Origin of the sequence: Caulobacter endophyticus, from assembly GCF_003116815.1 — a bacterium.
GTDB classification, from domain to species: domain Bacteria; phylum Pseudomonadota; class Alphaproteobacteria; order Caulobacterales; family Caulobacteraceae; genus Caulobacter; species Caulobacter endophyticus.
In genome coordinates, this window is record NZ_QDKQ01000009.1 from 1 (window position 1) to 17,609 (window position 17,609).

Sequence of the window (17,609 nt, forward strand, 5' to 3'; positions counted from 1 at the left end):
CGCCGGTGCAGAGCGCCAGCCTGCCGCCGGCCAAGCCCGCCGCCACCGCGCCCGGCGCCCCGGTCGCCGCTCCGCCCGCGGCCAAGCCGGCCGCCAAGCCGGCTCCCGCCCCGAGCATCGAGAGCCTGGCCACCGCCGCCGTGGCTCCGCCCAAGCCGGCCGCCGCCGCGCCCAAGCCCGCCGCGACCGCCTCGGGTCCGGCCAGCGTCCAGATCGGCGCCCTGTCCTCCACCGCCCTGGCCGACAAGGCCTGGAGCGACGCAGCCCGCATCGCGCCGGGCCTGGCTGCGGGCAAGGGCAAGAAGGTCGAGGCGATCGACAAGAACGGCTCGACCCTCTACCGCACCTCGGTGACGGGCTTCTCCAGCCGCGCTGACGCCAAGGCGTTCTGCGACGCCCTGAGCGCCGCCGGCAAATCCTGCTTCGTGAAGTAGGCGAGGGGACCATGAGCACCTCTTCCGCCGCCATCCTCGGCTGCGCCGGGACCGTCCTGTCGGCGGAAGAGGCCGCCTTCTTCCGCGACGTGAAGCCCTGGGGCTTCATCCTCTTCAAGCGCAACATCGACACGCCCGACCAGGTCCGGAAGCTGACCTCGGCGCTGCGCGAGACGGTCGGCCGCCCTGATGCGCCGATCCTGATCGACCAGGAGGGCGGCCGTGTCGCCCGCCTGCAATCGCCGCACTGGGCCAAGTATCCGCCGGGCCGCGCCTATGGCGAGCTCGTCGCCAACGACCCGCTGGTCGCCCGCGAGATCACGCGCCTCGGCGCCCGCCTCATCGCTCACGACCTGACCTCGCTGGGGATCAACGTCGACTGCGTGCCAGTGCTGGACGTGCCCGATCCCAAGGGGCACGAGATCATCGGCGACCGCGCCTATGGCGACACCCCCGAGCAGGTGGCGACCCTGGGCCGCGCGGCGGCCGAGGGCCTGCTGGCCGGCGGCGTGCTGCCGATCATCAAGCACATTCCCGGCCATGGCCGCGCCATGAGCGACAGCCATCTGGAGCTGCCGGTGGTGAAGGCCAAGCTGGCCGAGCTGGACGCGCGCGACTTCGCCCCGTTCCGCGTGCTGTCGGACATGCCGATGGCGATGACGGCCCACGTCGTCTACACGGCCATCGACCGCCGCCGCCCGGCCACCACCTCCAAGAAGGCCATCAAGCAGGTCATCCGCGGCTCGCTGGGCTTCGACGGCCTCCTGATGAGCGACGACCTGTCGATGAAAGCCTTGTCGGGCGACTTCAAGCAGCGCGCCAAGGACAGCCTGTCGGCCGGCTGCGACGTCGTCCTGCACTGCAACGGCGACATGGACGAGATGAAGGCCGTGATGGCCGGCGTCGGCAAGCTGTCCAAGGAGGCGCGCCGTCGCGCCCAAGCCGTAATGGGGCGGCTGGTCAGGGTTCCCGAGCCTTTCGATCCCATCGAGGCTCGCGCCCGCTTCGACGCCGCCTTCGACGGCCGGTACGCCGGGTGAGCACGGGCTTTCAGCCCACATTCGACTTCGCGGCCGCCCGGGAGGCGGCCGAAGACGGCGCGGCCCTGGTCATCGATATCGATGGCTACGAAGGGCCGCTGCACGTCCTGCTGGCCCTGGCCCGCAACCAGAAGGTCGACCTGCTTCAGCTGTCGATCACCCGTCTTGCCGAGCAGTATCTGGCCTTCGTCCAGCAGGCCCGCCGCGTGCGCTTCTCGCTGGCCGCCGACTATCTGGTCATGGCCGCCTGGCTGGCCTACCTCAAGTCGCGCCTGCTGCTGCCCAAGCCCGAACGCCCCAAGGCCGAGGAGCCGCCGGCCGAGGAGATGGCCGCCCAGCTGGCCTTCCGGCTGGCCAAGCTCGACGCCATGCGCCGCTCGGTCGAGGCCCTGAAGGAGCGCCCGCAGCTCAAGCGCGACGTCTTCATGCGCGGCGACCCCGACGCGGTGAAGATCGTCTCCTCCACCCGTTTCGAAGGCGACCTCTACGCCCTGATGAGCGCCTATATCAGCCAGCGCAAGCGTGAGCACGGCCGTCACTACGCCCCGCGCCCCCCCCAGGCCTACCCGCTGGAGGACGCCCGCGACCGCCTGCGGACGTTCCTGCCGAGGATGGAGGAATGGACCGCCCTGTCCGGCGTCGCCCCGGTCGAGCGCTGGGAGGAAGACCCCGAAGGCCCCACGCCCGCCAGCTATCTGGCCTCGACCCTGTCGGCCAGCCTGGAGCTGGCCAAGGAGGGCGCGCTGACGGTGCGCCAGATGGGCGCGTTCGAGGAGATCTACTTGCGCACCCGGACAGACGCGGAGGAGGGGGCGTGATCGCTGTCTCAAGGAACCTCTCCCCGTGGGGGAGGCGGCCGAAGGCCGGTGGGGGGAAGTTTTCAGCTTCCGCCGCGCCTGCCGACCTCCAAGTTAAGTCCCCCCACCGATCGCTGCGCGATCGCCTCCCCCACAGGGGGAGGTTCCTCGGCGGCTTCGCATGACCCTCGACCCCATCTTCACCGAACGCTGCATCGAGGCGCTGCTTTTCGCGGCGGCCGAGCCGCTGAGCGTGCAGGATCTGGCCAAGCGCCTGCCCGACGGCGCCGACATCCGCCAGGGGATCGCCGACCTCCGGCGGACCTGGGCCGGGCGGGGCATCGAGCTTGTTGAAGTGGCCGGCCGCTGGCGCTTCCAGACGGCCGCCGACATGGCCTTCCTGATGACCGAGGAGCGCGAGGAGCCGCGGCGCCTGTCCAAGGCCGCCCAGGAAACCCTGGCCATCGTCGCCTATCACCAGCCCGTCACCCGCGCCGAGATCGAAGCCGTGCGCGGCGTGCAGGCCAGCCGGGGCACGTTGGATGTGCTGCTGGAGCTGGGCTTGATCCGCATGCGCGGCCGCCGCCGCACGCCGGGCCGCCCGGTGACCTTCGGCACCACGGACGCCTTCCTCGAACACTATGGCCTGGCGAATCTTGGCGACCTGCCGGGCGTGGCGGAAATGAAGGCCGCGGGGCTGCTCGACCTCAACCTGCCGCCGGGCTTTTCCGTGCCTGATCCCCTGGCGATGCGCGACGACGAAGGCGAGGATCTGCTCGATGAAGGCGAGACGCCGGAATTCGCTCAGGATTTCCTGGGCGAGCTGGAAGGGGGCGACAAGGCATAGCCTGCCTTGGCCGGGGCGCAATCGCCGCATTCCGTTCCGCTTGGCTCCACGCCACGCGGACGCCTATATTATCTGAGACATTGTAACGACACGCCGCAGCGGCTAAAGCGCCGCTGTCGCAAGGAGCACCGCCGTTATGGGTAGCATGAGCTGGATTCACTGGGTGATCGTGATCGCGGTCGTCGCCCTGCTTTTCGGCGGTCGCGGCAAGCTGTCCGGGATCATGGGCGACGCCGCCAAGGGCATCAAGGCGTTCAAGGACGGCCTGAAGGACGACAGCAGCCAGGAAGTGGCCGACAACAAGTCGACGGGCGCCCTGCCGCGCACCGAGGCCGAGAAGGAAGACCTGCGCAAGTCGTAAGGTCGGTTCGCCGCGCCTTCGCATAGAGGGCGCGGCCGCGTTTTTCATACTGCGCGGCCCAGGCCTCCTCGGGAGAGCCGGGCCGGTCTGAGGCGGTTGCATGCTTCCTGATATCGGCGGCGCAGAACTCCTGGTCATCGCCGCGGTCGCCCTGATCGTGGTCGGCCCCAAGGACCTGCCTGTTCTCCTTCGCAAGCTGGGCCAGTTCGTCGGCAAGATCCGCGGCATGGCCAACGAGTTCCGCGCCAGCTTCGACGAGATGGCCCGCCAATCGGAGCTCGACGAGCTGCGCCGCGAGGTCGAGGCCATGCGCGCTGGCCAATATGCCAATCCGGTGCAGACTGCGGTCGACGAAGCCAAGGACGCCAGTGTCGATCAGGTGTTCGCCGACATCGACGCCAGCCTGAACAACGGTTCGGTGCAGGCTCACCCCTACGCCGCGCACAATCCTGAACCGGTGGAAGAGCCGCAGACCGACGCCGCCGCGACGCTGCAGCCCCCGGTCAAGCCGGCTCGCAAGCGCGCGCCCAAGGCCGCCGCCGAGCCCACGGTCGAGGTCGTCGCCAAAAAGCCGCGCGCCAAGGCCGCCTCCAAGGACGTCGGCGTCCCGCCGAAGCCCAAGGCCGCCAGTGCTGACGTCGACGCGCCGGCCGCCAAGCCGGTCCGCAAGCGCACGGCCAAGACCGCCGCCTCCAGCTCGGACATCGTTTCGTGACCAATTCGATCGGACATGATCCCGAAGACGAGATCGAGGCCTCGCGCGCCCCGCTGCTCGACCACCTGACCGAACTGCGCTCGCGCCTGATCGTCTGCGTCGTGGCCCTGTTCGTCGGCTTCGGCGTCTGCTTCGCCTTCTCGACCCAGCTGTTCCTGTTCCTGATCCACCCGTTCGAGGTGGCCGCCGGCATGGTCGCGGCCAGCAAGACGGGCGCGCATCACAACCCCTTCGACCTGATCATGGTGCTGATGGGCCTGAAGGACGCGCCGGTGGACGTGGCCCACCAGAAGTTCGTCTTCACGGCCCTGCTGGAGCAGTTCTTCACCAAGCTGAAGCTGTCGGCGTTCGGCGCCGTGGTGATCACCTTCCCGGTGCTGGCCTGGCAGCTCTACCGCTTCGTTGCGCCGGGCCTCTACAAGAACGAGCGCGGGGCCTTCCTGCCGTTCCTGATCGCCTCGCCGGTGCTGTTCCTCATGGGGGCTGCGCTGGTCTACTATGTGATGCTGCCGTTCATCGTCTGGTTCTCGATGAACCAGCAGATCTTCGGCGCCGGCATCTCGGTCGAGCTGCTGCCCAAGGTTTCGGACTACCTGACCCTGGTGACCTCGCTGCTGCTGGCCTTCGGCCTTTGCTTCCAACTGCCGGTGGTGGTCTCGCTGCTGGGCATGGCCGGGATCATCGATTCCAAGATGCTGCGCACCGGCCGCCGCTACGCGATCGTCGGCGTATTCATCGCCGCCGCCATCCTGACCCCGCCCGATCCGATCAGCCAGCTGACCCTGGCGATCCCCATGTGCCTGCTCTACGAGATCGGCATCTGGTGCGTCTGGATCATCGAGCGCGGCCGCAGCAAGCGCGAGGCCGACGAAAGCAAGGACGTCGTCGCGGTCTAGCGAGAGCCCACCTCCCTCTGAGAGAGGGGTGTTCGTGAGCAAAAACGTTGGCACCCTTGGCGACGCGCCTTAGAGAAGGGCGTTTCTTAACGACTTCCTGCCGAGCTCATTCCGATGCACGACATCAAGGCCATCCGCGAAAACACGCAAGCCTATGAAGCGGCCTGGTCGGCCAAGGGGCGGTCGGGCGCGGCGTCGGAAGCCGTCAAGCTCGACGCCCAGCTGCGCGCGGCCCAGACGGCTCTGCAAGAAGCCCAGGCCAAGCGCAACGAAAGCTCCAAGCTGATCGGCATGGCCAAGGCCAAGAAGGACGAGGCCGAAGCCGCCCGCCTGATGGCCGAGGTCGAGGCGCTGAAGGGCCGCATGGCCGAGGCTTCGGAAGAAGAGCACCTCGTCGGCGCCAAGCTGAAGGACCTCCTGGCCAGCCTGCCCAACATCCCCGCCGCCGAAGTGCCGGAAGGCGAGGACGAGGCGGGCAATGTCGAGCAGCGCCGCTGGGGCGACGCCGCCAAGCTGCCGGCCGGCCGCCTGAACGCCCCCAAGGACCACGTCGACCTGGGCGCGGCCTTGGGCGGCATGGATTTCGAGGCCGCCGCCCGCATGAGCGGCGCGCGCTTCGTGGTGCTCAAGAAGGAGGTCGCCCGGCTCGAACGCGCGCTCGGCCAGTTCATGCTCGATCTGCAGACGGTCGAGCACGGCTACACCGAAGTCAGCCCACCGGTGCTGGTCAAGGACGACGCCCTGTTCGGCACGGGCCAGCTGCCCAAATTCGCCGAGGACCTGTTTCGCACCACCGGTGACCACTGGCTGATCCCCACCGCCGAGGTGTCGCTGACCAACCTCGTGCGCGAGCAGATCACCGGCGAGGAAGAGCTGCCCCTGCGCCTCACCGCACTGACCTACTGCTTCCGCTCGGAAGCCGGCGCCTCGGGCCGCGACACCCGCGGCATGATCCGCCAGCACCAGTTCCAGAAGGTCGAGCTGGTCTCGATCACCACGCCCGACCAGTCCGAGGCCGAGCACGAGCGCATGGTCGAATGCGCCGAGACGGTGCTGAAGAAGCTGGAGCTGCCCTTCCGCACCATGCTGCTGTGCAAGGGCGACATGGGCTTCGGCGCCCGCAAGACCTACGATCTGGAAGTCTGGCTGCCCAGCCAGGCTACCTTCCGCGAAATCAGCTCGTGCTCGAACTGCGGCGACTTCCAGGCTCGCCGCATGGATGCCCGCTACAAGAAGGCCGGCGAAAAGGGCACGCACTACGTCCACACCCTAAACGGCTCGGGCCTGGCCGTCGGCCGCACGCTCGTCGCCGTTCTGGAGAACTATCAGGACGAAGCCGGCCGCATCGCCATCCCGGCCGTGCTGCAGCCCTATATGGGCGGGCTGACCCACATCGGGGGCGCTGCGTGAGGATCCTCCTCACCAACGACGACGGCATCCACGCGCCGGGACTGGCGTCCCTGGAGCGCATCGCCGCGGCGCTGTCGGACGACGTCTGGGTCGTCGCGCCGGAGTATGAGCAGTCGGGCGCCAGCCGGGCCCTGACCCTGGCCGACCCGCTGCGCGTGCGGAAGATCGACGCCCGCCGCTTCGCCGTCGAGGGCACGCCTACCGACTGCGTGTCGCTGGCCTTTCAGGAACTGGTCGAGGGAGCCAAGCCCGACCTCGTTCTGTCGGGCGTCAACCGCGGCCAGAACCTTGCCGAGGACGTGACCCTGTCGGGCACCGTGGCCGGCGCCATCGAGGGCATGGTGCTGGGCGTTCCGGCCATCGCCCTGTCGCAGGCCATGACCTATTTCGCCGAAGAGGTCGTCGCCCACTGGGAGACCGCCGAACACTTCGCGCCGGGGATCATCCGCCGCCTGCTCGAGGTGGGCTGGCCGTCGGACGTGGTCATGAACGTCAACTTCCCGCCGGTTCCACCCGAGCGGGTCGATGCCGTGGAAGTGACCCGCCAAGGCTTCCGCGACTCGCACTTGCGGCGCATTGAAAAGCGGACGGACCTGCGTGGTCGCGACTACTACTGGACGGGCTTCACGGCGAAGCCGTCCAATCCGCCGGAGGGCACCGATCTGAAGGCCGTGTACGAAGGGCGTATCTCGGTGACGCCCCTGCATATCGACCTGACGCACAACGCCACCGTCGCCGCCCTCAAGGGCGTGCTGGGCGGAGCGCCGCCCAAGCTCGCCCCCAAATCGGAAAGCCAGCCGGAGCCCAGCCTGTGATGGCGAGCGCCAAGCGCCCCGAGACCCCCGAAGCGCTGCTGAAGCGGCTGCTGGACGCGCTGCGCGCGCAAGGCGTGACCGATCCGAACGTGCTGTCGGCGATCGAGAAGACGCCCCGCGACCTGTTCACGCCCGACCTCTTCAAGGAGCGGTCGTGGGAGGATTCGGCCCTGCCGATCGCCTGCGGCCAGACCATCAGCCAGCCGTTCATCGTCGGCCTGATGACCCAGGCCCTGACGGTCGAGCCGCGCTGCCGGGTGCTGGAGATCGGCACCGGCTCGGGCTACCAGACCGCGATCCTCAGCCGGGTGTCGCGCCTCGTCTACACGGTCGAGCGCTATCGCACCCTGATGAAGGAGGCCGAAGCCCGCTTTTCGGCCTTGGGCCTGACCAACGTGATCACCAAGTTTGGCGACGGCTGGGAAGGCTGGCGCGAGCAGGCGCCTTTTGACCGTATTATGGTCACCGCTGCGGCGCAGGAAGAGCCTAAGGGGCTTCTGGCTCAGCTCAAGCCCAACGGCGTGCTCGTCGCGCCCGTTGGTCGCGGGCCTGTCCAGAGCCTTCGCCGCTATGCCGGCGACGGAAAGGGGGGCTTCACGGTCGAAGCCCTGTGCGACGTACGTTTCGTCCCGATCCTGGAAGGCGTCGCCCGCGAGTAGAGCGGGCCTGGCGTCCACAGGTTCGGCGACGTCGTGCGTGTTTGGTTAAGGTTTGATTCACCCTTGCGGCGGCGACTTGAAGGCTCCGCGAGGAAAGGAGAGGTCATGAGGCAGTTGTGGACGCAAGCGGCGGTGATCGCGCTGACGGCTGGAACGCTCGCGGCCTGCGAGACGACCGGCGCGCAGTATCCCACCCGAGCCGACACCGGCGTCAGCCCGCCGATCGTCCAGGCCCCGCCTGCCGCCCAGACCCCGCCGCCGGCCCAGCCGCCCGAGGATGACGCCCCGCCAGTGACGGCGCCGGTCGCCGCCGGCGCCGTGTCGAGCCAGCCGCTGTCGCCGGTGCCCTCCGACATTCCGCCGCCGCCCCCGCCGCCGGCCGACAGCCGCCCGATCCCGACGCCTGCGCCGCAGCAGCCCGCCATGCGCCCGGTCGTGGTGACGGTCACCGGGGGTAAGGTCGTCGACGTCAGCGGCGCTCCTCAGACCTACACCGTCCAGTCGGGCGACGGCCTCGACGCCATCGGCCGCAAGATGGGCATCTCGCGTGTCGAGCTGGCCAAGCTGAACGACCTGGAAGAACCCTATCGCCTGAAGCCGGGCCAGAAGCTGAAGGGCCCCTCGACCAAGGCCAAGGCCTATGTCGTCGAGAGCGGCGACACCCTCAGCGCCATCGCTCGCCGCTTCAGCGTCACGCCGGTGGCCCTGGCCGACGAGAACGACATGGCCAGCGGCGCCTCGATCCGCGCCGGCCAGAAGATCCGCCTGCCGGAAGGCTACAAGGACAAGGGTCCGTCCAAGACCACGGTGATGCAGCCGGTTCCGGGCGCCTCGTCCACCCTGGCGGGCGCTGCGCCGTCGCGTCCGACCTCGACCGCCTCGTCCCCGCCCATTGGTTCGCGTCCCGCCGCCCCGCCGCCCTCGCGCCCGGTCGTCGACGACGAGCCGACCCCGGCCGCGACGACCACCACGACGGTCAGCATCACCGGCAAGGTGATCGAGGTCGCCGGCAAGCCGAAGATCCACACGGTGAAGTCGGGCGACGCCATCGACTCCATCGCCCGCGAGCTGGGCACCACGCGCAAGGACCTGGTCGAGGACAACGACCTGAAGGCTCCGTACGTCATCCGTCCGGGCCAGAAGCTCAAAGGTCCGGCCACCACCGACAAGGCCTATGTGGCCGAGAGCGGCGACACCCTGACCGGCATCGCCAAGCGCTTCAACGTCAGCGTCTCGGCGCTGGCCAAGGAAAACAACCTGCGCACCGGCGCTTCGGTCAAGAAGGGCCAGAAGGTCGTCCTGCCGGACGGCTACAAGGATCGCGGCCCGATCCGCACCACGGTGACGACGCCCGCGCCGCGCCCCTCGATCCCGGCTCCGACCGCGACCGCCCAGGCGCCGATCGGCGCTTCGCCGGCCCCCGCGCCGTCGACCAGCGGCCTGCCGTCCAGCCCGCGCCCGTACACGCCGTCGGGTTCGTCTTCCAGCTATCCGCGTCCCAGCGCGCCGGTCTCGGCCCAGCCGATCACCCCGCCGCCGGCTCCGTCGCGTCCGATCATCGAAAGCAGCGCCCCGCCGACCGAGGCCGAGATCACGGCCGCCGGCCGCGGCCGCTTCATCTGGCCGGTGCGCGGCGAGACCATCTCGGACTTCGGCCCCAAGGGCACCGGCCAGCGCAACGACGGTCTCAACATCCGCGCCTCGGCCGGCGCGCCGGTCAAGGCCGCCGCCTCGGGCGAGGTGGTCTATGCCGGCAACCAGGTGCCGGGCTTCGGCAACCTCGTGCTGGTCAAGCACGCTGACGGCTGGGTCACGGCCTATGCGCACCTGGCCGCCACGGACGTGAAGATGCGCCAGCAGGTCGGCCAGGGCGAGCAGCTTGGCACGGTCGGCCAGACCGGCGGCGTCAACGAGCCCCAACTGCACTTCGAGGTTCGCTACGCCCCGACCCCGAAGGACAAGGCCAAGCCGATCGATCCGGGCCTGGTGCTGCCGCGCTAAGGTCGAGGGACATCCCAAACAGAAACGGCCTCCGGAGCGATCCGGAGGCCGTTTTCGTTTCCGCCCGCCAGGAGGGGCGGGAAGGGGCTACTTCACCACCCCGCAGGCGCTGCGAGCGCCGGCGCCGCCGATCGGCTGGCTGGTGTGGTCGTCGGGGCTGGCGTGGATGACGATGGCCGAACCGTCGGCGTCCAGCAGGGCGGGACGGCCGCCCGCGCCCTTCAGCGACACCAGGTGCGAGAACACTTCGGTCACGGCCGTGCCGTCGGCGGCGGCGTAGAGGTTGGGCAGGTCGCCGTTGTCGTTGCCGTTCGGGTTCAGCAGGCCGTGAACCACCGTGGCGGTCGTGTGGACGTGGGCGCCGGCCGACTTGAAGTCGGGCGTGCCGCAGTCGCCCTTTTCGTGGAAGTGCAGGCCGTGCCAGCCCGGGGTCAGGCCCTTGGCCTCGATCTTCAGCAGCACGCCGTGCGGGGCTTCGGTGATCGTCCCCGTACCGATGGTCTTGCCGTCGGCGCCCTTGATCTCGGCGGTCGCGACGGCGGGCGCATCGGCGGCGGAGGCCGTGGTGGCGGCCGCGAGGCCGGCGGCGAGGAAAAGGGCGGTCAGACGCATGAACTGCTCCTGCATTCGTAAGGGACGCATGGGGCGGCGAAGGTGGCGCCGTCCGTGTCAGAATGCTAACTGTTTCCGACTGTTCCGTGTTCGATTCTGACGGCGAAAAATCCCCTTGAACGACGATCAAAACACTCTGCCTCCCGAAGGGCCGCGCGGAGACATCGCCCCGATCAATATCGAGGACGAGCTGCGCCGCTCGTATCTCGATTACGCGATGAGCGTCATCGTCAGCCGCGCCCTTCCGGACGCGCGCGACGGCCTCAAGCCGGTGCACCGCCGGGTGCTGTTCTCGATGCACGAGCAGGGCCAGACGCCCGAGCGTCCGTACGTCAAGTCGGCCCGCGTCGTCGGTGACGTCATGGGTAAGTATCACCCGCACGGCGACGCCTCGATTTACTTCACCCTGGTGCGCATGACGCAGTCGTTCTCGATGGGCCTGGTGCTCATCGACGGCCAGGGCAACTTCGGCTCGGTCGACGGCGATATGCCCGCCGCCATGCGATACACCGAGTGCCGCATGGCGCCGCCGGCCATGTCGCTGCTGGCCGACCTCGACAAGGACACGGTCGACTTCGCCGACAACTACGACGGCAAGGAGCAGGAACCGACCGTCCTGCCGTCGCGGATCCCCAATCTGCTGGTCAACGGCGCGGGCGGCATCGCCGTCGGCATGGCCACCAACATCCCGCCGCATAACCTGGGCGAAGTCATCGACGCCTGCCTGCTGCTGATCGACGAACCCGAGGTCACCACCGACCAACTGCTCGACCTCGTGCCCGGTCCGGACTTCCCGACGGGCGGCGAGATCATCGGCCGTTCGCCGCCGCGCAACGCGCTGCTGACCGGCCGCGGCTCGGTCGTCATGCGCGGCGTGGCCAGCGTCGACGAAATCCGCACCGGCCGCGAAGCCATCATCATCACCGAGATCCCCTATCAGGTGAACAAGGCCAACCTGGTCGAGCACATCGCCGAGCTGGTCCGCGACAAGAAGATCGAGGGCGTCGCCGATATCCGCGACGAGTCCAACCGCGACGGCATGCGCATCGTGGTCGAGCTCAAGCGCGACGCCTCGGGCGAGGTGATCCTCAACCAGCTCTATCGCTTCACGGCGCTGCAAAGCTCGTTCGGCGTCAACATGCTGGCCCTGAACCGCGGCCGTCCCGAGCAGATGGGCCTGCGCAAGCTCTTGGAAGTGTTCGTCGAGTTCCGCGAGGAAGTCGTCGTCCGCCGCACCAAGTTCGAGCTAGGCAAGGCCCGCGACCGGGGCCATGTCTTGGTCGGCCTGGCCATCGCGGTGGCCAATATCGACGAGTTCATCCACATCATCCGCTCGTCCAAGGACCCGGCCGAGGCGCGCGAGCGCCTGGTGGCCAAGGCCTGGCCGATGGGCGACATGCTGCCCCTGGTCGAGCTGATCGCCGACCCGCGCTCGGTGCTGGAAGACGGCGGTTTCATCCGCCTGACCGACGAGCAGGCCCGCGCCATCCTGGCCCTGACCCTGTCGCGCCTGACCGGCCTTGGCCGTGACGAGATCGGCAACGAGGCCGCCCAGCTGGCCGAGGCCATCAAGGGCTATCTCGACCTGCTGTCCGACCGCGCCAACATCATGGCCGTGGTCCGCGAAGAGCTGGTCGAGGTGAAGGACAGGTTCGCCATCCCGCGCCGCAGCCAGATCGTCGACGGCGACGCCGACGTGGAAGACGAGGACCTGATCGTCCGCGAGGACATGGTGATCACCGTCACCATGGGCGGCTACGTCAAGCGCACCCCGCTGGCCAACTACCGCACCCAGCACCGGGGCGGCAAAGGCAAGTCGGGCATGGCCACCAAGGACGAGGACGCCGTCACCCGCGTGTTCTCGGCCTCGACCCACGCGCCGCTGCTGTTCTTCACCTCGGGCGGCAAGGTCTACAAGATGAAGGTGTGGCGCCTGCCGCTGGGCGCCGCCAACTCGCGCGGCAAGGCGTTCGTCAACCTGCTGCCGATCGAGCCGGGCGAGACCATCACCTCGATCCTGACCCTGCCCGAGGACGAGGCCACCTGGGACGGCCTGGACGTGATGTTCGCCACCCGCTCGGGCAGCGTGCGTCGCAACAAGCTGTCCGACTTCGTCGACGTCCGCCGCAACGGCAAGATCGCCATGAAGCTGGATGAAGGCGACGGCATTGTCGGCGTCGCCGTCTGCAACGGCGACCAGGACGTGCTGCTGACCACGGCGGCCGGCCGCTGCATCCGCTTCTCGGTCGACGAGGTGCGGGTGTTCGCCAGCCGTGACTCCACCGGCGTGCGCGGCGTGAAGCTGGCTTCGGGCGACACCGTCATCTCGATGGCCGTGCTGCGCAGCGTCGACGCCACTCCGGCCGAACGCGCGGCCTACCTCAAGCACCAGCGCGCCCTGCTGCGCGCCGCCAATGGCGAGGAGGGCGACGAAGCCCCGGCGCCGGAGGAGACCGACGAAGAGGCCGGCGAGGCCAACCTGTCGATCGAGCGCATCGCCGAATTGGGCGCGGCCGAAGAGATCATCCTGACGATCTCGTCGGAAGGCTACGGCAAGCGCACCAGCGCCTATGATTTCCGCCGCACGGGCCGTGGCGGCCAGGGCCTGGCGGCCCAGGATCTGTCCAAGCGCGGCGGCAAGCTGGTGGGCTCGTTCCCGGTCGACGAAAGCGACCAAATCCTGCTGGTGACCGACGCTGGTCAGCTGATACGGTGCCCCGTCTCGCAAATTCGTGTTGCGGCGCGGAATACTCAGGGCGTAACCGTCTTCCGCACGGCGGCGGACGAGCATGTCGTGAGCGTCGAACGTCTGGCCGAAGCCGGCGGCGACGAAGGGCAGGACGAGGCAAGCGGGGCGGACGAGACCCCGTAAAGCAAGGAAGCGCAGGGGGTTTCATGCGTATCGGTCTTTATCCCGGGACCTTCGATCCGGTCACCAACGGCCACCTCGACATCATCGGTCGGGCGGTCAAGCTGGTCGACAAGCTGGTCATCGGGGTAGCCGTCAATATCGGCAAGAGCCCCCTGTTCTCGCTCGACGAGCGGGTCGCCATGCTGCAGCGCGAGACGGCTCACCTGAAGGGCGCGGCCATCGAGGTTCGCCCGTTCGACAGCCTGCTGATCCATTTCGCGCGTGAAGTCGGCGCCCAGATGATCGTCCGCGGCCTGCGGGCCGTGGCCGACTTCGAGTACGAGTTCCAGATGACCGCGATGAACCAGCAGATGGACCGCGAGATCGAGACGGTCTTCCTGATGGCCGATCCGCGCCACCAGGCCATCGCCTCCAAGCTGGTCAAGGAAATCGCCTCGCTCGACGGCGAAGTCGGCAAGTTCGTCAGCCCGGGCGTCGCTACCGACCTGATGGCCAAGATCAAGGCGCGGTGATTCAGAGATCCTCCCCCTGAAGGGGGAGGTGGCCCACAGGGGCGGAGGGGGAAGCGGCTGCTGACGTGCCGCGATCACTTCCCCCTCAGTCGCTACGCGACAGCTCCCCCGCAGGGGGAGCATCTTCCCGGTCCCATCGCCCACAAGTGGCCGAAATCATCGACGACGCTTGTGGTTCCGCTCCGCCCGTTCTACGCGGGGCGACGAGATCTGTTCGGGGAAATCCATGAAGTCTGCGTTCCGCGCTCTCGGCGTCGTCGCCCTGGCGCTCGTTTCGGCCTCGACCGCTTCGGCTCAAGTTTCGGAGTGGCGTACGCCCGACCCGGAGAACGTCCTTGTCATCGAGACCAACAAGGGCCGCATCGTCGCCGAGCTGGTTCCCGAGGCCGCTCCCGGCCATGTCGAGCGCGTGCGCGAGCTGGCCAAGGCCGGCTTCTATGACGGCCTGACCTTCTTCCGCGTTATCGATGGCTTCATGGCCCAGACGGGCGACCCGAAGAACGACGGCACAGGCGGTTCGGACAAGCCCGACATGACGGCCGAGTTCACCTTCCGCCGCCCCGGTTCGGGCGGGGCGTTCGCGCCGGCCGGCAAGGTCGGCTCGCTGGAGACCGGCTTCGTCGGCCCGCTGGCCGTGACCAGCCAATCGTCGATGCTGGCGGCCATGACCGCCGACGGCAAGGTGCAGGCCTGGGCCAACTTCTGCCCCGGCGTGCTGGGCATGGCCCGCGCGGGCGACCCCAACAGCGCCAACAGCCAGTTCTTCTTCATGCGCCAGCACTACCCGTCGCTCGAGAAGACCTACACCGGCTTTGGCCGCGTGCTGTCGGGCCTGGAGGTCGTCCGCGCCATCAAGACCGGCGAGCCGGTGGCCGATCCGCAGGACAAGATGCTGAGCGTCAAGGTGCTGGCCGACATGCCGGCCGACAAGCGCCCGACCGTGCAGGTGATGGACACCCGCAGCGCCGCCTTCGCCGAAGTCTTCAAGAAGCGGCAGGCCGAGCTTGGCGCCGGCTACAACATCTGCGACGTGGAAGTGCCCGTGAAGGTCAGCAAGTAAGCCGAGGTCGACTGAATGCGCCTGCCGATCGTCTCCGCCGTCGCTCTCCTGGCCGCCGCGGCGGTCGTTCCGGCGGCGCAAGCCGCGTCCAAGGCCAAGCGGCCCAAGGCCGCCGCGACCGTCGCGGCGCCGGCCGGCCCCAAGGCCTCGGACTGGCGCACGCCTGCGCCGGACACGGTGATGGTCATCGACAGCACCAAGGGCCGCATCCTCGTCGAGCTGATTCCCGAAGTCGCGCCCGCCCACGTGGCGCGCTTGCAGGAGCTGACCCGCGAGGGCGTCTACGACCGGCGCACCTTCTTCCGGGTCATCGACCAGTTCATGGCACAGACCGGCGATCCGGAGGACACCGGGCAGGGGGCTTCGACCAAGCCCAACCTGAAGGCCGAGTTCACCTTCCGCCGCGACCGGACCCTGCCGCTGGTGGTCGCCGCTTCGCCGGCCGGCTCCGAGGTGGGGCTGCTGAAGTCGCTGCCCGTGGTCAGCCAGGGCATGAGCTGGAGCGCCATGACCAGCGACAAGAAGGTCGCCGCCTGGGGGACCTATTGCCCGGGCGTGCTGGGCATGGCCCGCGACGACGCGCCCGACAGCGCCAACAGCCAGTTCTTCCTGATGCGCCAGCCCTATCCTTCGCTGGACAAGCGCTACACCGCCTTTGGCCGGGTGATCTCCGGCCTGGAGGTCGTACGGGCCATCAAGACCGGCGAGCCGGTGGCCGACCCGCAGGACGAGATGACCAAGGTGCGCCTGCTGGCCGACATCCCGGAAGCCGAGCGTCCCAAGGTGCGGGTGATCGACCCGAACAGCCCGTGGTTCCGGGGCCAGATCGCCGCCGTACGCCGGGCCAAGGGCGCGGACTTCTCGGTCTGCGACCTGGACGTGCCCGTCAGCGTTCAGTAGCCAGTTGCTTCGCGCCGGGCTAAAGAGCGCGCAATATTCCATTCCGAAGGGACGACCATGTCGGCTGACCTCGAAAACACCCTGATCCTGACGCTCGAGACCGGTCCGGTCACCATCAAGCTGCGTCCCGACCTGGCGCCGGGCCACGTCGAGCGGATCAAGGAACTGGTCCGCGAGGGCTTCTACGACGGCGTCGTCTTCCACCGCGTGATCCCGGGCTTCATGGCCCAGGGCGGCGACCCGACCGGCACCGGCCGCGGCGGCTCGTCCAAGCCCGACCTGAAGGCCGAGTTCTCGGCCGAGCCGCACGTCCGCGGCGTCTGCTCGATGGCCCGCACGCCCGATCCGAACTCGGCCAACAGCCAGTTCTTCATCGTCTTCGACGACGCCACCTTCCTCGACAAGCAATACACCGTCTGGGGCCAGGTGACCGAAGGCATGGAGAACGTCGACAGCCTGCCCAAGGGCGAGCCGCCCCGCGCGCCGGGCAAGATCGTCAGCGCCAAGATCGCCGCCGACGCCTAACAGTCCAAAAGAGGGCCCCTTCGGAAACGGAAGGGCCCTTTTTCTTTGGGCGCTCACTCGCGCCGGAGCGTGATCACCACCGGCCGGTGGTCCGAACCCAGGTGCGGACCGCGCTTGACCGAGACCGTCTTCCACTGCTTGCCGGCATAGACGTGGTCGATCGGCATGAACGGGAAGGGCGCCTTCAGCAGCCGGGTGAACGAACCCGACGGCCAGGAGGGCATGGCCAGGGTCCGCCGCTCCAGGCCAAAGCGCCTGTCCTGCCGGCGCAGGCTCCACGACCAGGGCGTGGAGTTGAAGTCGCCGGCGACGATCATCGCCTTCTTGTCGAAGCCGCCGAGCATCTCGGCCAGGCGACGGCTCTGGGCCTGCTGGGCGCCGGCCGGGATCGGCCAGACATAGTGGGTGGCCACCACCGTGAACGGACCGTTCGGATCGGCGAGGGTGGCCCAGGCCGCGGAGAACGGCCGCTGGCGGTCGTAGAGGCCGCCGCGAGCGACCATCTTCTTCTTGCTGAAGATCCAGGTGTCGCAAGGCCGGGTGTTGCCCACGCACGAGACGACGAACGGATAGAGCCGGCGCAGCGGCGCGATCAGCGGCCAGGCGCTGCCGCCGCCTTCCTCGATGAAGAGGACGTCGGGATCCTCGGCCAGCACCCAGTCCAGCGCCTCGCTCGGGTCGTCGTTCGAGGCCCAGACGTTGAACTGCATGACCTTCAGCGTGGCTGGGCCAGGATCGAGCTTGCGGGTCTGGGCGGCGATCAGTTCGGGGGCCATCAGGCCGCCATGGGCCAGGATCGCGACCACGCCCATGACCACGATCGCCCACCGTTCGCTGCGCCGCGAGACGATCGCGCCGACCAGGGCGCCGGCGAGGCCGGTGACCAGCCAGATCGGCGCGAAGTGATTGGCCACGTCCAGCCGGTCGCTGAAGGCGCCGCCGAGGCCCATCAGGCCAAGCCCGAGAGCCAGCAGGACCATGGCCAGGGCCGTGCCGCGGCAGAACAGTCGGGCAAGGTGCAGGATCAGTTGCATGGCTTGCCCCTTAGCACGGGCAGGCGACGCTCGTGCAGGCCGCCTTGCGTTCGCGGACGGTCGAAAGAGCGTTTGCGCAGCCGCATGGCGCCCGTGCGGCGGCGCCGCGCCTTGACCTC

Annotated in this window: 18 protein-coding genes; 16 read left to right on the forward strand and 2 right to left on the reverse strand. The window is 68.8% G+C overall.

Features of this window, described 5'->3' with window-relative positions:
- The 11 genes from DDF67_RS00735 to dipM all read left to right on the forward strand — a co-directional run.
- Window positions 1-434 (forward strand): SPOR domain-containing protein (locus DDF67_RS00735; RefSeq protein ID WP_146197922.1); only part of this gene is annotated, 434 nt, incomplete at its 5' end.
- Between the two features lie 11 nt (window positions 435-445).
- Window positions 446-1,474 carry a beta-N-acetylhexosaminidase gene (gene nagZ, locus DDF67_RS00740; RefSeq protein WP_109099069.1) on the forward strand — a complete coding sequence of 343 codons (1,029 nt, stop codon included), beginning with the start codon at window positions 446-448 and terminating at the stop codon, window positions 1,472-1,474.
- Complete coding sequence (locus tag DDF67_RS00745; RefSeq protein WP_109099070.1) at window positions 1,471-2,292, forward strand: segregation and condensation protein A; 822 nt, start codon at window positions 1,471-1,473, stop codon at window positions 2,290-2,292. The genes nagZ and DDF67_RS00745 overlap by 4 nt, the downstream gene beginning before the upstream one ends.
- Before the next feature lie 160 nt (window positions 2,293-2,452).
- Window positions 2,453-3,118 carry an SMC-Scp complex subunit ScpB gene (gene scpB, locus DDF67_RS00750; RefSeq protein ID WP_109099071.1) on the forward strand — a complete coding sequence of 222 codons (666 nt, stop codon included), beginning with the start codon at window positions 2,453-2,455 and terminating at the stop codon, window positions 3,116-3,118.
- Window positions 3,119-3,254: 136 nt separating this feature from the next.
- Complete coding sequence (locus tag DDF67_RS00755; RefSeq protein WP_058349436.1) at window positions 3,255-3,479, forward strand: twin-arginine translocase TatA/TatE family subunit; 225 nt, start codon at window positions 3,255-3,257, stop codon at window positions 3,477-3,479.
- A gap of 100 nt (window positions 3,480-3,579) precedes the next feature.
- The gene (gene tatB / locus DDF67_RS00760; RefSeq protein ID WP_109099072.1) at window positions 3,580-4,194 is read left to right on the forward strand and encodes a Sec-independent protein translocase protein TatB; all 615 of its coding nucleotides are present in this window, start codon (window positions 3,580-3,582) and stop codon (window positions 4,192-4,194) included.
- On the forward strand, window positions 4,191-5,090 hold the full coding sequence (gene tatC, locus DDF67_RS00765; RefSeq protein WP_109099073.1) for a twin-arginine translocase subunit TatC: 900 nt from the start codon (window positions 4,191-4,193) through the stop codon (window positions 5,088-5,090). The genes tatB and tatC overlap by 4 nt, the downstream gene beginning before the upstream one ends.
- A gap of 114 nt (window positions 5,091-5,204) precedes the next feature.
- Window positions 5,205-6,500, forward strand: a complete 1,296-nt coding sequence (serS, locus tag DDF67_RS00770; RefSeq protein WP_109099074.1) for a serine--tRNA ligase — start codon at window positions 5,205-5,207, stop codon at window positions 6,498-6,500.
- The gene (gene surE, locus DDF67_RS00775; RefSeq protein WP_109099075.1) at window positions 6,497-7,315 is read left to right on the forward strand and encodes a 5'/3'-nucleotidase SurE; all 819 of its coding nucleotides are present in this window, start codon (window positions 6,497-6,499) and stop codon (window positions 7,313-7,315) included. Before serS ends, surE begins: the two co-directional genes overlap by 4 nt.
- Window positions 7,315-7,974 carry a protein-L-isoaspartate(D-aspartate) O-methyltransferase gene (locus DDF67_RS00780; protein ID WP_058349429.1) on the forward strand — a complete coding sequence of 220 codons (660 nt, stop codon included), beginning with the start codon at window positions 7,315-7,317 and terminating at the stop codon, window positions 7,972-7,974. Before surE ends, DDF67_RS00780 begins: the two co-directional genes overlap by 1 nt.
- Before the next feature lie 105 nt (window positions 7,975-8,079).
- Window positions 8,080-9,975 carry a cell division endopeptidase DipM gene (gene dipM / locus DDF67_RS00785; RefSeq protein ID WP_109099076.1) on the forward strand — a complete coding sequence of 632 codons (1,896 nt, stop codon included), beginning with the start codon at window positions 8,080-8,082 and terminating at the stop codon, window positions 9,973-9,975.
- 87 nt (window positions 9,976-10,062) lie between these two features.
- On the opposite strand, the gene sodC is transcribed toward dipM, so the two are convergent.
- Window positions 10,063-10,587, reverse strand: a complete 525-nt coding sequence (gene sodC, locus DDF67_RS00790; protein ID WP_109099111.1) for a superoxide dismutase[Cu-Zn] — start codon at window positions 10,585-10,587, stop codon at window positions 10,063-10,065.
- A 115-nt stretch (window positions 10,588-10,702) separates the two neighbouring features.
- On the opposite strand from sodC, the gene gyrA reads away from it, so the two are divergent.
- The 5 genes from gyrA to DDF67_RS00815 all read left to right on the forward strand — a co-directional run bounded on the left by gyrA (window position 10,703) and on the right by DDF67_RS00815 (window position 16,456).
- The gene (gene gyrA, locus DDF67_RS00795) at window positions 10,703-13,459 is read left to right on the forward strand and encodes a DNA gyrase subunit A (RefSeq protein WP_109099077.1); all 2,757 of its coding nucleotides are present in this window, start codon (window positions 10,703-10,705) and stop codon (window positions 13,457-13,459) included.
- 23 nt (window positions 13,460-13,482) lie between these two features.
- Window positions 13,483-13,971, forward strand: a complete 489-nt coding sequence (gene coaD, locus DDF67_RS00800) for a pantetheine-phosphate adenylyltransferase (RefSeq protein WP_109099078.1) — start codon at window positions 13,483-13,485, stop codon at window positions 13,969-13,971.
- 226 nt (window positions 13,972-14,197) lie between these two features.
- A complete protein-coding gene (locus DDF67_RS00805) occupies window positions 14,198-15,031 on the forward strand; it encodes a peptidylprolyl isomerase (protein WP_109099079.1) in 834 nt (277 codons plus the stop codon).
- 15 nt (window positions 15,032-15,046) lie between these two features.
- Complete coding sequence (locus tag DDF67_RS00810) at window positions 15,047-15,931, forward strand: peptidylprolyl isomerase (protein WP_109099080.1); 885 nt, start codon at window positions 15,047-15,049, stop codon at window positions 15,929-15,931.
- A 57-nt stretch (window positions 15,932-15,988) separates the two neighbouring features.
- Window positions 15,989-16,456: a peptidylprolyl isomerase gene (locus DDF67_RS00815; RefSeq protein ID WP_101711334.1), complete on the forward strand. Its 468-nt coding sequence runs from the start codon at window positions 15,989-15,991 to the stop codon at window positions 16,454-16,456.
- Between the two features lie 53 nt (window positions 16,457-16,509).
- Here the strand turns inward: DDF67_RS00815 and DDF67_RS00820 are convergent, their stop codons facing one another.
- Window positions 16,510-17,490, reverse strand: a complete 981-nt coding sequence (locus DDF67_RS00820) for an endonuclease/exonuclease/phosphatase family protein (RefSeq protein ID WP_109099081.1) — start codon at window positions 17,488-17,490, stop codon at window positions 16,510-16,512.
- Window positions 17,491-17,609: the final 119 nt, after the last annotated feature.

Bases quoted from the DNA above. Each gene is read 5' to 3' on its own strand.
- DDF67_RS00805 (WP_109099079.1), top strand. From the start codon at position 14,198: ATGAAGTCTGCGTTCCGCGCTCTCGGCGTCGTCGCCCTGGCGCTCGTT.
- DDF67_RS00820 (WP_109099081.1), bottom strand. From the start codon at position 17,490: ATGCAACTGATCCTGCACCTTGCCCGACTGTTCTGCCGCGGCACGGCC.
- serS (WP_109099074.1), top strand. From the start codon at position 5,205: ATGCACGACATCAAGGCCATCCGCGAAAACACGCAAGCCTATGAAGCG.
- DDF67_RS00810 (WP_109099080.1), top strand. From the start codon at position 15,047: ATGCGCCTGCCGATCGTCTCCGCCGTCGCTCTCCTGGCCGCCGCGGCG.
- coaD (WP_109099078.1), top strand. From the start codon at position 13,483: ATGCGTATCGGTCTTTATCCCGGGACCTTCGATCCGGTCACCAACGGC.
- dipM (WP_109099076.1), top strand. From the start codon at position 8,080: ATGAGGCAGTTGTGGACGCAAGCGGCGGTGATCGCGCTGACGGCTGGA.
- DDF67_RS00755 (WP_058349436.1), top strand. From the start codon at position 3,255: ATGGGTAGCATGAGCTGGATTCACTGGGTGATCGTGATCGCGGTCGTC.
- sodC (WP_109099111.1), bottom strand. From the start codon at position 10,587: ATGCGTCTGACCGCCCTTTTCCTCGCCGCCGGCCTCGCGGCCGCCACC.
- DDF67_RS00780 (WP_058349429.1), top strand. From the start codon at position 7,315: ATGGCGAGCGCCAAGCGCCCCGAGACCCCCGAAGCGCTGCTGAAGCGG.
- tatB (WP_109099072.1), top strand. From the start codon at position 3,580: ATGCTTCCTGATATCGGCGGCGCAGAACTCCTGGTCATCGCCGCGGTC.
- DDF67_RS00815 (WP_101711334.1), top strand. From the start codon at position 15,989: ATGTCGGCTGACCTCGAAAACACCCTGATCCTGACGCTCGAGACCGGT.
- nagZ (WP_109099069.1), top strand. From the start codon at position 446: ATGAGCACCTCTTCCGCCGCCATCCTCGGCTGCGCCGGGACCGTCCTG.
- scpB (WP_109099071.1), top strand. From the start codon at position 2,453: ATGACCCTCGACCCCATCTTCACCGAACGCTGCATCGAGGCGCTGCTT.